Origin of the sequence: Candidatus Leptofilum sp., from assembly GCF_965223285.1 — a bacterium.
Classification (GTDB): domain Bacteria; phylum Chloroflexota; class Anaerolineae; order Promineifilales; family Promineifilaceae; genus Leptofilum.
Window position 1 is genome coordinate 1,751,747 of the sequence record NZ_OZ244997.1, and the last position, 15,521, is coordinate 1,767,267.

13 protein-coding genes and 1 pseudogene are annotated in these 15,521 nt (G+C 53.0%); all 14 read left to right on the plus strand.

The genetic code is table 11. From position 1 onward, the window contains the following. Positions 1-115 precede the first annotated feature (115 nt). Positions 116-754, plus strand: a complete 639-nt coding sequence (locus ACOQPU_RS08100) for an SDR family NAD(P)-dependent oxidoreductase (protein ID WP_420644620.1) — start codon at positions 116-118, stop codon at positions 752-754. Between the two features lie 182 nt (positions 755-936). Beyond that, positions 937-1,413, plus strand: a complete 477-nt coding sequence (locus tag ACOQPU_RS08105; protein WP_420644621.1) for an SRPBCC family protein — start codon at positions 937-939, stop codon at positions 1,411-1,413. Between the two features lie 50 nt (positions 1,414-1,463). Next, complete coding sequence (locus tag ACOQPU_RS08110; protein ID WP_420644622.1) at positions 1,464-2,996, plus strand: FAD-dependent oxidoreductase; 1,533 nt, start codon at positions 1,464-1,466, stop codon at positions 2,994-2,996. Positions 2,997-3,175: 179 nt separating this feature from the next. Beyond that, positions 3,176-3,625 (plus strand): ABA4-like family protein, encoded by a 450-nt coding sequence (locus ACOQPU_RS08115; RefSeq protein ID WP_420644623.1) that lies wholly within the window; start codon positions 3,176-3,178, stop codon positions 3,623-3,625. A gap of 472 nt (positions 3,626-4,097) precedes the next feature. Next, on the plus strand, positions 4,098-5,801 hold the full coding sequence (locus ACOQPU_RS08120) for a M3 family oligoendopeptidase (RefSeq protein WP_420644624.1): 1,704 nt from the start codon (positions 4,098-4,100) through the stop codon (positions 5,799-5,801). 145 nt (positions 5,802-5,946) lie between these two features. Next, a complete protein-coding gene (locus ACOQPU_RS08125) occupies positions 5,947-7,212 on the plus strand; it encodes a DUF2330 domain-containing protein (RefSeq protein ID WP_420644625.1) in 1,266 nt (421 codons plus the stop codon). A gap of 48 nt (positions 7,213-7,260) precedes the next feature. Further along, on the plus strand, positions 7,261-7,677 hold the full coding sequence (locus ACOQPU_RS08130) for a DUF1801 domain-containing protein (RefSeq protein WP_420644626.1): 417 nt from the start codon (positions 7,261-7,263) through the stop codon (positions 7,675-7,677). A 26-nt stretch (positions 7,678-7,703) separates the two neighbouring features. Continuing rightward, positions 7,704-8,693 (plus strand): hypothetical protein, encoded by a 990-nt coding sequence (locus ACOQPU_RS08135; RefSeq protein ID WP_420644627.1) that lies wholly within the window; start codon positions 7,704-7,706, stop codon positions 8,691-8,693. 17 nt (positions 8,694-8,710) lie between these two features. Then, positions 8,711-8,854: pseudogene (locus ACOQPU_RS08140) on the plus strand (aldo/keto reductase); the annotation flags it as partial. A 483-nt stretch (positions 8,855-9,337) separates the two neighbouring features. After that, on the plus strand, positions 9,338-10,414 hold the full coding sequence (locus ACOQPU_RS08145; protein WP_420640550.1) for an IS4 family transposase: 1,077 nt from the start codon (positions 9,338-9,340) through the stop codon (positions 10,412-10,414). Positions 10,415-10,691: 277 nt separating this feature from the next. Then, positions 10,692-11,333, plus strand: a complete 642-nt coding sequence (locus ACOQPU_RS08150) for a hypothetical protein (protein WP_420644628.1) — start codon at positions 10,692-10,694, stop codon at positions 11,331-11,333. Between the two features lie 320 nt (positions 11,334-11,653). After that, positions 11,654-13,855, plus strand: a complete 2,202-nt coding sequence (locus ACOQPU_RS08155) for a glycine cleavage T C-terminal barrel domain-containing protein (RefSeq protein WP_420644629.1) — start codon at positions 11,654-11,656, stop codon at positions 13,853-13,855. Further along, entirely contained in the window at positions 13,842-14,237 is a 396-nt protein-coding gene (locus tag ACOQPU_RS08160) for a hypothetical protein (RefSeq protein WP_420644630.1), read from the plus strand. The genes ACOQPU_RS08155 and ACOQPU_RS08160 overlap by 14 nt, the downstream gene beginning before the upstream one ends. Positions 14,238-14,245: 8 nt before the next feature. After that, entirely contained in the window at positions 14,246-15,454 is a 1,209-nt protein-coding gene (locus tag ACOQPU_RS08165) for an FAD-dependent oxidoreductase (RefSeq protein ID WP_420644631.1), read from the plus strand. Positions 15,455-15,521 lie beyond the last annotated feature (67 nt).

Below are 15,521 nucleotides of genomic sequence, written 5' to 3' on the forward strand. Positions count from 1 at the left end.
GGGCGCATTTGCTTTTTGTCCACCCTATCACTCCATCTTGTCCATATTTATAGAAAATATATTGACAAAATCTGTGCAATTGGTATAATTTCAGCTGTATCGGAGGTAATTCAAGATGAGCAAAACTGCAATGATATGGGGTGTTAATGGCGGCATTGGCCACGCCATCGCCACAGAATTACGGCAAAACGGGTGGGCGGTGGTTGGCATTTGCCGCCAGCCAGAAGAAACCAACGGCCTCACGGACTATGCCTTTGCTGCGGACGTGAGCCGCGAATTTGATGTGCAAACGGCCGTTCACGCCACCAGCTTAGAAGTAGACCAAATTGATCTCTGGGCATACGCCGTGGGGGATATTGAGACGACGCCCGTTGCCGTGCTAAACACCGAAAGCTGGCAACGCCAAATTGACGCCAATCTCACTGGCCCATTCCTGGCCACCAAGCATAGCCTGCCCCTGCTGGCAAAAGATGCCCATCTCATCTATCTGGGTGCAGTTAGCGAGCGATTGAAGTTACCGAAATTCTCCGCCTATGTGGCTGCCAAAGCTGGTCTGGAGGCATTTGTCGCTTCACTGCAAAAAGAACTGCGCGGTAAAAAGATCACCCTGGTGCGCCCCGGCGCAGTCGCCACGCCCTTTTGGGACAAATTGCCGCTGCGCCTGCCTAAGGATGCCGCTCCACCAGAAAAGGTTGCCAAACGCATTTTGTCCGCCTACGAAGAAGGCCACAGTGGGCAGCTTGATTTAGTTTAAAGATCATCTTTTTAACAAACCATAAGATTATTTCATAAGCTATCTAGATTTGTCATTCTGAATGAAGCGCAGCGAAATGAAGAACCCCGTTCAACTTGGTTGGGATGCTTCACCAGGTTCAGCATGACAATTGCAAATTGATACGCTCTCCCGAGTAGAGCATACTTGCTAAGGAAAATGTTATGCCTGTATTCGATTATAAATTTACCGTAGACGCGCCGGTAACGGCCGTTTCCAACTTCCACCACGACACCCGCATCCTGAAAAAACTGTCGCCGCCACCCATCTTTGTGCAAATTCACCGGTTTGAGCCACTGGGCGAGAGTTCCGAGGCGGAATTTACGCTCTGGTTTGGGCCGCTGCCGCTGCGCTGGCTGGCCGTCCATTCCAACGTCTCACCCAATGGCTTCACCGACACGCAGGCCCAAGGGCCATTGGCGCATTGGCAACATACACACAAGTTTACGGCCATTTCCCCCAATAAAACTGAAGTTCACGAACATATTGAATACCGTCACAAATCGGGCATGGCTGGGCTGCTAACCCGCATCCTGTTCAATAAACCCGGTCTGTGGGGCTTATTTACCGCCCGCAAACTGCTCACACGTTGGCACGTACGGCAGCAGCTTGCACAAGCACAAGTGGTTAGTGAGAAGTAAAAGATGCAAGTTGCAAGCAAACCTGCAACCAACCACCATCAACTAAAACTATGACTACTTCACCTCCCCACACCCTCGTCATCGGTGCAGGCATTGGCGGGCTGACAGCTGGGGTACTGCTGCTCAAAGCGGGGCATCGTGTAACTGTGCTGGAGGCACACGTTTACCCTGGTGGCTGCGCTGGCACCTTCTACCATAAGAAGTTCCGCTTCGATGCGGGTGCCACGTTGGCTGGTGGCTTTGCGCCTGGTGGCCCGCACGCCCGCGTGGCGGAAGCCCTCGGCCTCACTTGGCCCATCCACCCCGTTAATCCCGCCTGGGTGGTGCATTTGCCAGACGGCCGTTCCGTCACTCAATGGACCGACCCGCAACAGTGGCAAGCTGAGCGGCAAGCTGCCTTCCCCGGCACCGAACCATTTTGGCAAACGCTAGAAACGCTGGCGGATGTTTCCTGGGACGTGTCGTCACGGCCGTTTCCTTGGCCACCAGAATCGCTACACGATATTTATACCCTGGCCCGCGCCGTCTGCCCCAAAACTTTGCGCTCCCTGCCCTACCTGCTGCGTACGATAGGTAGCCTCATGTCTACAGACGATCCGCTTTTTCGCGCTTTTGTAGATGCCCAACTGCTCATCTCGGCCCAAACCACCAGCGATCAGGCCAACGCGCTTTACGGCAGCGCGGCACTGGATTTGCCCCGGCGCGGCGTGAACCACGTGCAGGGTGGCATTGGGGCCTTAGCAGACACATTGGTGAACTGGATTCGGCAAAATGGCGGCGAAGTTTTGTTTCGGCAACAGGTAACGCAGATTGAAATAGAAAACGGCCGTGCCAAAGCCGTCCGCACCAAAAAGGGTCTGTATCTGGAAGCAGACAACATTTTAGCCAACCTCACCCCCTGGGCCTTGCGGGATTTGCTGGGTGACAATGCCCCCGCCAGGCTAGCCCGCGAAGTGCAGCAGCGAGAAGCTACTTGGGGCGCATTTACCTTGTATTTGGGCGTGGATGCCGCCAAGCTGTCCTCAGCCAACGCCAGTCATCACCAAATTATTGTGGATGCGGAACGGCCGTTGGGCGAAGGTAATTCTGTTTTTGTCTCCATGTCTGACCCAGACGATGGCAAACGCGCCCCAGCAGGGCAAGGAGCCATTACCCTCTCCACCCACACGGCAATTGCGCCCTGGTGGCAGCTGCGCCACGGCGACAAAGCAGCCTACCACGCCCGCCGCGATGCGTACACCGAACGTTTGCTAAACGCGGCCGAGCTGGCCCTGCCCGGTCTGCGGAATGCCATCACGCTTTGCTTGCCGGGTACGCCGGTAACCTTTCAGTTTTACACGCGACGGCCGTCTGGCATGGTCGGTGGCTTTCCCCAGAAATCGATCTTGCAAGCGCGGGGGCCATCTACTGGCATCGAAAATGTGTGGCTGGTGGGTGATTCCATCTTTCCCGGCCAATCGACGGCTGGCGTAACGTTAGGTGGGATGCGGGTGGCAGCGTTGGTGGCAAGAATGAGTCGGTTGAAACGGCCGTTTCGCCTTTGGCAACCCAATCTATCACAACCGAATACGGCTAAATCCTAACGATAATTCTTGTCAACAGATTAAAAAGATTAAGAAAATCTGGTAAATACTTTGTTTCATAAAACAGTTAACATCAACCTCCGGGAGGTTTGGTCTGCGGCCTTACAAATTAGCAAAACCTCCCGGAGGATCATTCAAATCTGCGAAATCTTTGATTATCTAAACTTGCGGAGTAACCGATGGAAACATTCTTCAAATACCTCAATACTTTCCCCATGCCGCTTTGGCTAGCCATGATGTTTGCCCCCAACCACGCCCTCACTGAGCGGGCCAGCCGCTCCAGCAGCGTGTTGGGCATCGCTGCGGCGCATTATGTCTTGGCCATTATCAACGCGGTACGGCAAGACCAAAGCAGCAGTGGCAAGGTGAAGCTAGACATCATGAGCTTGGAAGGCGTACGCACCGGACTGAGCAGCCCGCATGGCGCTTTGGCGGGCTGGGCGCACATGCTGGCGCTTGATCTATTCACGGGTGCGTGGATATTCCGCCAATGCCGCCGCTTCAATGCGCCCAGCTGGTTACGCGTCCTTGCCCTTTTATTTACGCTGATGACTGGGCCATTTGGGCTGCTAATTTTCTTGCTCTGGTACGGCCGTTCCTTCGGCGAAGCACTCCCTATAGATTCCTAATTGCTCCAAATGTTATTGCCGAATGGGCAATATTTAACTTGACAATCCACATTTTTCTTTTTATCATTTCCGTCATTTGAATTAATTTAAATGATCAATTTCAGTTAAACAGCCAGATTTTACAGGCTGTTTGTAGGTGGTGACAGAAAAATGATCTTAAAATGGTTTCGGCGTCATTTCTTACTGATAGCAACGGCCGTTTTGCTATTCATCTTCCTCGTTTCGGCGACAGGAATTTCCCGATGTCACCAACAGGCCCGGACAGATTGTGACGGCCGTCCCCAAATCGTGTCTATTTCTTGGGGCGTTGTTTGCAATTATCAATGTTTTTAATAAATTCCGGTTCTTTGAGCTTTCATGGGGTTCGCATCTAATTGACACGAAAATTGGCGTTAATTCGGGTAAATTCGGTGCAAAAATCAGTTGAACCCCGCTATATCCTGAACACCCTAAATTCCCATATGGAGCGTGTATGTTTAACCACTTACCCACAACAATTGAAGAATTTGACGGCTGGACCTGGGAGCAAATGGCCCCCTTTTATGCTGAGTTGCAGCAACGGCCGTTGACCAGCGAAACGGTTTATCAATGGCTAGCTGACTGGAGCCAGATCACGCAGCTGCGGCAAGAAATGGGTGCGCGGCGACGCGTGGCCACCACCCAAGACACCCACAATGAAGCAGCTGAAGCCACTATGAACCAATATCTGGATGAAATATTTCCCCAAGCACAGATAGCGGAAAATCAGTTGGAAAAACGTCTCTTGGAAAGCGGACTAGAACCAGATGGGCTGGAAATTCCCCTGCGCAACATGCGTGCCGATGCAGAGCTGTTCACAGTTGAAAACCTGCCGCTCATTACCGAACAGATGAAGCGCGGCCAACTATATAATCGCATCATTGGCTCACAATCTGTCACCTGGGAAGGTGAAGAGTTAACGCTTACCCAACTTGCCACCAAGCTGGAAGACCCAGACCGCAACCTGCGCGAACGTGGCTGGCGGCTCAGTGCGGAACGCCGCCTGCAAGATCGCCAAGCACTCAACGAACTATGGGCAGAGCTACTGCCCCAACGGCACCAAATCGCCCAAAACGCGGGCTTCTCTGACTTCCGCGCCTATACCTGGCAACAAAAGAAGCGGTTCGACTACACGCCAGACGATGCGGCCATATTTCACCAGGCGATTGCCGATGTGGTGGTTCCGGCTGCTAGCCGCGTGTACGAGCGGTATCGGCAAAAGCTGGGTGTGGAAACCTTGCGCCCGTGGGACGTGCGGGCAGATGCTTATTTGTATGCGCTACCTGCCCTGAAGCCGTTCAGCAACAGTGAAGAACTTATCCAAACCTCCGCCACCATTTTCCGCCAGGTAGACCCAATTTTGGGTGATTATTTTGACATTATGCACCGAGAAAATTTGCTAGACATGCCTAATCGCAAAGGCAAAGCACCGGGGGCGTACTGTACCAACTATCCGGCATCGGAACGGCCGTTTATCTTCATGAACAGCACCGGCACTGGCTCAGACATCCGCACGCTTTTCCACGAAGCTGGCCACGCCTTCCACAACTTCGAGCGCAACAAACTCCCCTATCTGCCCCAAAAAGGCTCGCCAATGGAGTTTAACGAAGTTGCTTCAATGGCGATGGAGCTGCTCACCGTGCCGTACATCACAAAAAACAGCGAAGGCTTCTTCACCCAGGAAGATGCTGACAGCTGGTTTGTCACCCACCTGGAAAAAATTATCCTCTTCTGGCCTTACATGGCCGTGGTGGATGCCTTCCAACATTGGGCCTACCTGAATATTGATGAAGCCATCATTACTGAGAACGCCGACGCCAAATGGCATGTGCTTTGGCAAACATATCTTCCCCAAATTGATTTTAGCGGCTTTGAGGATGTGTTGGTAACTGGCTGGCACCGGAAGCAGCACATTTTCCGCGCTCCTTTTTATTACATCGAGTACGGTCTGGCGCAGCTTGGTGCCTTGCAAATTTGGCGTAACGCTATGCAAAATCAGGCAAAAGCGGTGGAAGATTATCGGCTGGCTCTGGCACAAGGCGGCACCCAAACCTTGCCTGACCTCTACCAAACCGCAAACGCTCAATTTGCTTACGACCATAACATGGTTGGCCAGATGATCGATTTGCTGGAAACTGAAATCGCCAAACGTATTTAATAATAAGCAGCGAATTTGCTCGAATTCTCGCGAAATACGGACTAATTCGTGACAATTCGTGTAAATTCGTCGCAAAATTAAATGGTATAATCGCCTCTGAACTCGAAGACCTTCCCGTTTGCACAACCAATATCAGGAGGCAATTATGCGATTGAAACGATTCTTCATCCTGCTGCTGCCATTTACTCTGCTGCTCGGCCTGTTGGCTATTGCCCAGCCTGCGCGTGCCTGTGGCGGACTTTTTTGCCTGGCCAACCCCATCGACCAAAACGCAGAGCGTATCATCTTCACCGACAATGGGGACGGCACGATTTCCGCCATTATCCAAATTCAGTACACCGGTTTTGACATTGATTTTAGCTGGATTTTGCCCATCCCCGTGCCGATTGAAGCGGATGCTGTGGAGGTGCCAGAAACGGCCGTTACCGCCTTCACTGAGCTGGAAACCATGACCAATCCCCAATTCATCCCCCCGCCCTTGCCCGACTGTGCTCTGGATGAGATGGTGGTGATGTCTGAAGCGGCCGAAGATGGCGGCGGGGTTGAGGTGTTTAGTGAAGGGGAAGTCGGCCCGTACCAATTTGTGGTTGTTGGCTCAGAAGACCCTGATGCGCTGGTCAACTGGCTGCGCGATAACCAATACGTGGTCGAAGACCCGATGATTCCCCTGATTAATGTGTACGTGGAAGAAGATTTTGTGTTCATGGCGATGCGGCTTCAGCCAGAGTTTGGCGTGCAGGATATTCAGCCGATCAAAGTGACCTATCCCTCAGAAAATCCAATGATTCCGCTGCGGTTAACGGCCGTTGCCGCTAATCCAGACATGGCCGTCCTCACCTGGTTCTTCGCCGAACAGCAAGCTGTTCCCGACAATTACGGCCATTTTGAGATTGACGACGACGAAATCACCTTTTTCACCTTCGGCGGGCACAATTACCGCACGCTCATGGGGGAAAAAGCAGACGAAATGAACGGCCAGGCATTCATCACGGAGTATGCTGCACCCACTAGCGAGCTAGCATTTAGCGATCCGCTGCTGCAAGAGCTGTCCAGCAAGCACAGCTATCTCACCCGCCTCAACACGGTCATCTCGCCCGAAGAGATGACGATAGACCCCGTCTTCCGCTATGAAGACCGCCCCAATGTGTTCAACATTCATGATCTCTCTAACACGCGCGGGCAGTATGATTGCGAACGGGAAGCAGGTGGCGGCATCTTGACGACGCTGTTCGGCAACAACAGCAGCAGCGCCACTGACGACGATGATGATGGCGGCCGTCCGGCAACGAACCAGCAAGATGAAGGATTTAACAATGGTCTGCTGGTGGGCCTGGGCGGTGCGGCCTTAGTGGGCGGACTGGTTGGGGCTGGGATTTTGATTGGTCGCCGCTCGCGTAAATCTGAAAGCTAGCATTTAATCCTGACAGAAGATGGCAACAACCGTTGTTAACATGAGTTCATGAACAATAAATCCAATCTTGAACCATTCATAGAAGTGACGGCCGTTTTCAACCGCTACCCCCAACCCATCCGCGACAAATTGTGGGAGTTGAGGGCGTTATTGTTGGAAACGGCCGTTGCCACCCCCGGCGTTGGCAACATTGTAGAAATCCTCAAATGGGGGCAGCCCAGCTACCTAACCGTGAAACCGAAAAGCGGCACCACCATTCGGCTGGATGCCTACAACGTCAACCAAGGGCAAATTGCCCTGTTTGTCCATTGCCAAACCAGCCTCATCGCCACTTACCGCCAGCGGCACCCCCACCTCACGTACGAAGGGAGTCGCGCCCTTATTCTGGATGCCCACGCTCCCTTACCCACTACCGCCCTGCGCGACTGCATCCAGTTGGCACTCACCTATCACCAACGCAAGTAACCCACCGAAAGCAGAGGAAGTCATAAATGGCCGTAAACGCTCCCCAACAGCAAGACCCTATCCTAATCAACTGGCTGCTGGATTCTGATCCTGCAATCCGCTGGCAGGTGCTGCGTGGCCTAACCGACGCACCAGACGAGGTCGTCGTGGCTGAACGCGCCAAGGTGGCCACCGAGGGCTGGGGGGCACAGCTGCTTGCCCAGCAGGGAGCTGATGGCTCTTGGGCAGGCGTGGCTTTCAATCAGAGCTGGAATTCCACCATGCACGTTTTGACGCTGCTGCGGCTGTTCGGTCTTGACCCAGCTAGCGACGCAGCGCAGCGGGCTGTAGGGTTGGTGCACGATAACGTACGGTGGCGCGGCTGGGATTGGGACGGCAACTGGCGCGGCCTCGATTTTGTCGGCAATCCCTTTTTCGCTGGCGAGGTAGAGCCGTGCATCAACGGGCAAGTGGGAGCCAGCGGTGCTTACTTCGGCCAGGACATCCAGCGCATTATTGACCGTTTGCTCACCGAACAGCTGCCCGATGGCGGCTGGAACTGCGAAGCGGAAAACGGCTCGACCCGCTCGTCGTTTAACACCACTATTTGCGTGCTGGAGGCATTGCTAGAATATGAACTGACTGGCGGCAGCAATCCTGCCATAACGGAATCCCGCCTGCGCGGGCAGGAATATTTGCTAGAACGCCACCTCTTCAAGCGACACTCCACGGGCGAGGTGATACGGCAAGACCGCAAGGGAGGAGCAGCTTTTACCAGCTTCGCGTTCCCCACCTGGTGGCATTACGACGTGCTGCGCGGCCTAGACTATCTGTGCCGCGCCAACATTTCCCCCGATGCTCGCCTGGCTGACGCGATTGAGTTGGTGCAGTCCAAGCAGGATGAGAACGGCCGTTTCCCACTCGAAACCTTCTACCCTGGCACCATGCCCATCAACCTGAGCGAACGCGAAGGCCAGCCCAGCCGCTGGAACACCCTACGCGCCCTACGCGTTTTGAACTGGTATTTTGCCCCATAAAAATCAGAAAATTGTTGGTACGGCCGCTCCTCACCAGCGGCGGGCGAACAATGGTACAGGGTGCGCTAGCCTGGCTGTGGGCGCGGCATAAAATCACCATTCCCGTCGTTGGCTTTCGAACGGCGGCACAAGTTGAGCAATCCGCCAAAGCCCTCCAATGAAATGCTCGATCCAGAAACCATGAACACCATCGCCAAAACACTGCACCGATAGAACGGCCGTATCCCCTTACAAACCTTCTATCTTGGCACCATGTCCCTCAGATCCTCACCCTAAACGAAAGCAAAGGCCAACCCAGCCACTAGAACACCCGCCGCCCTGAGTGTACTGTATTAGTATTTTGCCCGATAAGAAAAGTAGGGCACTACTAAATATGACTCTTACTGGTCTACTAAGCGGCGTCACAAAATTTACCCTCCAACACAGCGATATTGGTGGCTACACAACTATCTCGCTGCCGTTGCTAAGATACGAACAAAAACAGCCTTTTTTAGCAAAACGCCAGCTATTGAAGTTTGGCATTTTTCAAGAAAGCTTGTGACTAATGTAGATTCTAGCTACATATCACTTTGAACATTAAAAAAAGAAGGTTGGGCATCAACTCCGATAAAATTGTTTTGACGAACAAACATATCAAGGAGTAAATGATGCCAAACAACCTTCAAACCTATCATAAAACGTTGACCCAACTTTGCCAATGGTTGCCAAAAGAACGGATAACGCGATTGCGAAATATGGCGTTGCTGATGTTGGGCTTGCAGTTGAGTGGGGCAGTCAACCTGCCTTTGGTGGTGCGGAAATGGCCGTTGCCGGGAAAAATACCAAGCCTGACCAACCGCTTGCGCCGCTTTTTGAATAATAAGCATCTCCATGTTCGAGATTGGTATCATCCATTGGCGCAACAGTTGGTACGCTCCTTTGCTGGACGAGACATTCGCTTGGTGATTGATTGCACGAAAGTTGGCTTTCATTTTCGGATGATGATGATTGGCATGGCCTACAAAAAACGAACACTGCCCCTGGTTTGGAGTATCCACAAAGGCCGAAAAGGGCATGTTGGTCTTGAGGAGCAGTTGAAGTTGTTCAAGTATGTCCAAACGCTGCTGCCAGCCAGAGCGCAGGTGTGGGTCATGGGAGATGCTGGCTTTGAATCGATTCACCTGGCTAGCTGGTTGCGTCGTCAAGGTTGGTCGTTTGTCATTCGACAAAACGGCCGTACCCAAGTGCGTTGGCAAGGACAGCCATGGGTGAAGTTGAGTCAATTGCCAATAGAAGAAGGCGAAACCCGCGCTATTGGCTGGGTGCGCGTCACCGCCAGCTATGATGTAGGCTGGTATTTCTTGGTTTTGCACTGGGAGCAAGGCGAAGAAGACTCTTGGTATCTTCTTAGCAACCACCCTTCTGTCGGCCAACTGATTCGTTATTACAAAATGCGGATGTGGATTGAAGAAATGTATGGTGACATGAAAGGTCATGGGTTTGATTTGGAAGCGACTCATCTTAATGATTGCGACCGCATTTCTCGCTTGGTTTTGGCCGTTTGTTTGACCTTTGTTTGGGTCATCACTTTGGGCAGTTGGGTTGTGAAACGCGGGTTTCGTCATTTGCTTGACCATAAGAGTCGTCGGGACAAAAGTTATTTTCGTTTGGGCTGGGACTGGATTGAGCGTTGTTTACGCTTGGATCTCCCTGTTCCCATCCATTTTGTCCCCTATTTTTGAAAGTGATATGTAGCTAGATGTAGATTTATCGGATGCGGTTAAAAATTGTGGATAGCTTGGCTCTAAGCCGACAAGCTCCTGTGTATGCTCTCGTGGTCACACACAGAAAAAGATCACACCCAGATTTGTCTCTTAGATTGCCAAAAAACGTCCAAAATAATATACTGACTTAAGCCAGTATTTTGAGGGAATCTTTAATCCTCTAGGTCTTATTTATTCTACATACCCTGAACCCTTTATTTATTAACCAATCACTCGTATCTAGAGAAACCCATCAATGAACGAAGAACAAAAGCCAAAACCGGGACGAAACAAGAAAATTTACACTTTTTTTATTTTTTTAGAACTGTTAGTTGTGTTCATTGCCGGGATATTCGGCGACCAATTGGCAAATTCATTTCAAATTTCCACAGGCACAATAATTGTTGGTACGGTTTTGTGTTTAGCCCTACTCTATTTAGTTACACTTACACGGATCAATCTCGAAAATAATAATTCTCTTTTGCCTAAATCTTTGAGAAAATTTACCCCTAGCAAGATAGTAACTCTATTTCCTGCAACAATTCTAATTGGGATGTTGGTTACTTTTATATCAATTTCCCTATTAGAAAATGAACTGATGCGTATCCCTGGACTGGGAAAAGTATGGACTTACGAAATTTTGAGCTACCTAATTTGCTTTATCTTTTTATATCGAATCAGCGTAGTAAATCGAGATTTTTTAACAGTTTTTCTTTGTAGTGTTGGCTTTTCATTAGGCATTGCAGCTATCACGCTTCTCATGAGACCCTTTGATAATCACCCCCTTGCTACAATGGGATTTGGCTTTATTGTTGCACTTTTACTAACGTTGATCCTGAGATCTTCAGCAATTCAAAAGATGTTTACTAGTGTCAGTCAAGCTATTCGTGGAGAATAATACTGAATCACAAACTTACTTGTCCAGCTTAGCTCCAAGGTACCCCATCCCTTACTTTTAGTGAGGCTTCAAACAGGAAATATTTTTCATAGCTACGGTTAGTGTCTCCACCTACCGCTACCATCAATCTCCCTTGAGTAATGGTTTGTTAAATATACTCACGTCTACGCAGGCCATTTTCATCAGCAAATTCAAAAAGACATGATGGGACACTGGCAACAGTACAAAAGAAGTAAAGCATAAAGCCATCGCGCCCTCATCCTAAAAGTGGTAAGATACGCGCCAAGCTATAAGCCCAACCCAACTTGAAGGAACAACATATGCGACTGATAGTAGACGAACGGCCGTATCCTTACGAACCCGGTGACTCTCTGCTGATCGCGATGCTGCGGGCGGGCGTTCAGCCGACGGGGGGTGGCTGCTTGTGCCTGGGTGGCGACTGCAACAACTGCCTGGCCACGGTGGATGGCGTCAGCTACGTGCGCACTTGCCAAACAGCGGCCAAACCGGGCGTGGTTGTCCAGCGGCATCATCTGCAAAAGTATCCCCCCCTGCCAGAAGAAGATCGCGCCATGCCCACCGTGCCAGCCCGCAACCTGTTTTGCGATGTGGCTGTCATTGGCGGGGGTGAATCGGGGCAAACGGCCGTTGCTGCAGCAGAAGCCGCTGGTAAGCGCGTGATTGTGCTGGAAGCGGCTAACGGCCAGGAAGCAATTGGCATTTACGATGGCCCACTGGTGGTTGCCCACACCGAGACTGAAACACTGCGCGTTCACGCCCATGATGAAATCATTGTGGCCACGGGCGCAGCAGAAATCATGCCCATCGTGCCAGGGTCTGAACTGGCGGGGCTTCTCACCAGCCGAGCGGCGGAGAAGCTGGCTCAGGCGGGTCTTGATTTGGGACGAATGGTAGCCGTGGGTACGCCCCCTGTCGGCGTGGATTGCGAATTAGCTGAAGGTGAATTGATTCGCTTTGAGGGGGCAAACGGCCGTCTCCACACCGTCATCACCCAAACCAAAGATGGACAGGAACGGAGGTATGCGTGCGATACGGCCGTTCTCGGTCTTGGCCTGCATCCCCGCAACGCCCTGCTGCGGATGGGGCACGGCTTGCCTGTCCGCGCCGTCGGCGACGCGGCGAGGGATTCGGATATTCCCACCTGCCCCAGCGAGGGGATGGTTTGCCCGTGCGAAGGCGTCTCCGTGGCGGATTTGGAGGCGGTTTGGGACCAAGGGTTCCACGAGATGGAGCTTGTTAAGCGCGCCACGCTGGCTGGCACCGGCACCTGCCAAGGCTCTGTTTGCCTGCCTTATTTACGCAGCTTTTTGCAGAAAAAAGGGAAGACGTTGCAGCCCTCATTCACGGCCCGCCCCGTCATCCGGCAGATAACCATTGGCGAAGTTGCCGCAGGCGCACATCATCACGCCACCCCGCGCACCGCGCTTGATGGTGAACACCGCCGCCTGGGGGCGCAGATGGAGCGCAGCGGCGGCTGGTGGCGACCGTGGACCTACGGCGACCCGGACGGCGAATATTGGGCCGTGCGAGAAGCCGTTTCTATTATGGACGTGAGCACGCTGGGCAAAATGATCGTCTCCGGCCCCGATGCACTGCCATTTTTGGAGCGTCTGTATCCCACCAAGGTTGCCACGATTAAAGACGGCCGTTCCCGCTACGTTCTCCTGCTCAATGAGCGTGGCTACGTCTTCGACGACGGCATGATCTGCAAAGAGAGCGACACCCGCTACACGCTCACCTTCACCAGCAGCGGCGTCAACCATTCCGAGATGTGGCTGCGCGACTGGGCCAGCAGTTGGAGCCTGGATGTTCACATTTTGAACCAAACGATGTCGCTGGGCGCAATCAACGTCACTGGGCCATTGACCAGACAACTATTGGAAAAGGCAGGGATAGCTAATCTGCCGGGCTGGCTGGGCCACCAAAAAGGAGACGTGGCAAGCGTGCCTTGCCACATTTTCCGCCTCAGCTTCACGGGCGAACTTTCTTACGAACTCCACCATCCGGCTGAACATTCGGTAAAGCTGTGGCGCACGCTGCTGGAACTGGGGCAACCACTTGGCATACGGCCGCACGGCATGGATACACTCCTCCGCCTGCGGCTGGAAAAAGGGCATGTCATTGTCGGACAAGACACCGATTTCGACTCCACACCCCGCCGCATTCACCACGATTGGGCAGTGCGGCTGGACAAGCCACAATTTATTGGTCGCCACGCCGTGGGCCGCACCAACAAAATCCCACTGGACAAAATGCTGGTTGGGCTGGAACTGCCCGACGGCCCGGCTCCCATCGAAGGGGCCGTCATCTGGCACGATGGCGCGTATGCCGGATACGTAACCTCCAGCGCGTACTCTCCGGTGCTGGGCAAGGTGGTGATGCTGGGCTGGCTCTACACGTTTAATGGCAATTTACCAGAGGCGGTGACGATAGACGGCCGTATCGCCCGACGCGTCCCACTACCCTTTTACGATAAGGAGGCTCGCCGTGCCAGAGCTTAAACGCATTGCCGCCACGCGCATCGTGGCAAACCCCAACGCGCTAGACAGTGCCGATGTGCCCCAAAGCTCCCTCGCGCTCCGCTTTGCTGCCGACGAGCTATTTATCACCCCACCGCTGCAAGATGAGAACATCATCCTGGCGCACGATCCACATGCTATTCTCGTCCGCGAGGGTGGTTTCGCCGGAACGTGGCTGCCCGCAGACAAAGCAGCTGAGTTTTTGGCGCGAAATTGTGAGTGGGAGATTCCAAACGGCCGTCCCACATTTGCTCAAGGAGCCGTCGCTGATATTCCTACCAAGCTGTGGCTAGAGGAAGACCAGATTTTGTTCATTGTCCCCGCTCCCTACGCCCACGATTTTGCTGAACGGATGAAAGATTAAAAACTACCATGAACGAATTCCAAGAAAAATTAGTCAACTTCAAATGGCATGAGCCGAAGAAAAGTTACGACGTGATTATCATCGGCGGGGGCGGGCATGGGCTGGCGACGGCGTACTACCTGGCGACGCGGCACAACATCACCAACGTCGCTGTTTTGGAGCGAAAATATATCGGCGGGGGCAATTCTGGCCGCAACACCACCGTCATTCGCTCCAACTACGGCATCCCGGAGGCGGTGCGCTTTTATCAGCGCAGCGTCGATCTGTACGCCAAGCTCGAAGAAGAAACCGAGCGGTGGATCATGCACAAGCAGAAAGGGATTTTGTGGATGGCCCACAGCGAAACGGCCGTTCGTGCCGAAAAAGCCCGCGCGGAAATCAACACTGCTTTCGGAGCCAAAACAGAGTACGTCACCCCCCAACAAATCAAAGAAATCTGCCCAGAGCTAGACATTTCTGGCGGCGGCGTTTGGCCTGTCATGGGCGGGTCTTACCATCCAGAGGGTGCCACCGCCCGCCATGACCGGGTAAACTGGGCCTTGGCCGAAGGGGCCATGAAACGCGGGGTGCATATTCACCAAAGAACGGCCGTTACCGGCCTCATTCAATCTGGTGACAAAGTAATTGGCGTGGAAACCAACAAAGGCCCCATGCACGCCAACATTGTGATGAGTGCCGTTGGGGGGCATGTAACCAGCCTGGCGGCGATGGCCGGGCTGCGGTTGCCTATTCGCACCCACCCGCTGCAAGCATTCGTCACCAACCATTACGAGCGCACTTTTGACCCTATTGTCTTTTCCAGTAGCCTGCTCTTTTACGTGTCGCAAACGGCACGGGGCGAGATGCTGATGGGTGCCGAAATTGATCGCCAGCCGAGCTACTCTTACCGTTCTGGGTATCACTTTTTGCAGGGCTGCGCCTTCCGCGCCATGACGCTGCTGCCCTTCATGCGCCAACTGCGCGTTTTGCGCCAATGGACCGGCGTCTGTGACATGAGCCCGGATTATTCGCCCATCATGGGTTTCACCGGGGTCGATGGCTTTGTTATCACCACCGGCTGGGGCACCTGGGGCTTCAAGGCCATCCCGGCAGGCGGTGAGCAGATGGCCCAACTCATCGCCACCGGCCAAATACCGGAGCTAATTGCACCATTCAGCCTGGATCGCTTCGCCAAAGACCGCACGATGGCGGATCGCGGTTCGGCGGGAACACATTAACTGTAATCAGTAGGTCAGTAATCAGTTTTCGGTAATACCCTACTGATTACTGACGCTCTGAAAACTG

Bases quoted from the DNA above. Each gene is read 5' to 3' on its own strand.
- ACOQPU_RS08135 (WP_420644627.1), top strand. From the start codon at position 7,704: ATGGCCGTAAACGCTCCCCAACAGCAAGACCCTATCCTAATCAACTGG.
- ACOQPU_RS08100 (WP_420644620.1), top strand. From the start codon at position 116: ATGAGCAAAACTGCAATGATATGGGGTGTTAATGGCGGCATTGGCCAC.
- ACOQPU_RS08105 (WP_420644621.1), top strand. From the start codon at position 937: ATGCCTGTATTCGATTATAAATTTACCGTAGACGCGCCGGTAACGGCC.
- ACOQPU_RS08150 (WP_420644628.1), top strand. From the start codon at position 10,692: ATGAACGAAGAACAAAAGCCAAAACCGGGACGAAACAAGAAAATTTAC.
- ACOQPU_RS08120 (WP_420644624.1), top strand. From the start codon at position 4,098: ATGTTTAACCACTTACCCACAACAATTGAAGAATTTGACGGCTGGACC.
- ACOQPU_RS08155 (WP_420644629.1), top strand. From the start codon at position 11,654: ATGCGACTGATAGTAGACGAACGGCCGTATCCTTACGAACCCGGTGAC.
- ACOQPU_RS08110 (WP_420644622.1), top strand. From the start codon at position 1,464: ATGACTACTTCACCTCCCCACACCCTCGTCATCGGTGCAGGCATTGGC.
- ACOQPU_RS08115 (WP_420644623.1), top strand. From the start codon at position 3,176: ATGGAAACATTCTTCAAATACCTCAATACTTTCCCCATGCCGCTTTGG.
- ACOQPU_RS08145 (WP_420640550.1), top strand. From the start codon at position 9,338: ATGATGCCAAACAACCTTCAAACCTATCATAAAACGTTGACCCAACTT.
- ACOQPU_RS08130 (WP_420644626.1), top strand. From the start codon at position 7,261: ATGAACAATAAATCCAATCTTGAACCATTCATAGAAGTGACGGCCGTT.
- ACOQPU_RS08125 (WP_420644625.1), top strand. From the start codon at position 5,947: ATGCGATTGAAACGATTCTTCATCCTGCTGCTGCCATTTACTCTGCTG.
- ACOQPU_RS08165 (WP_420644631.1), top strand. From the start codon at position 14,246: ATGAACGAATTCCAAGAAAAATTAGTCAACTTCAAATGGCATGAGCCG.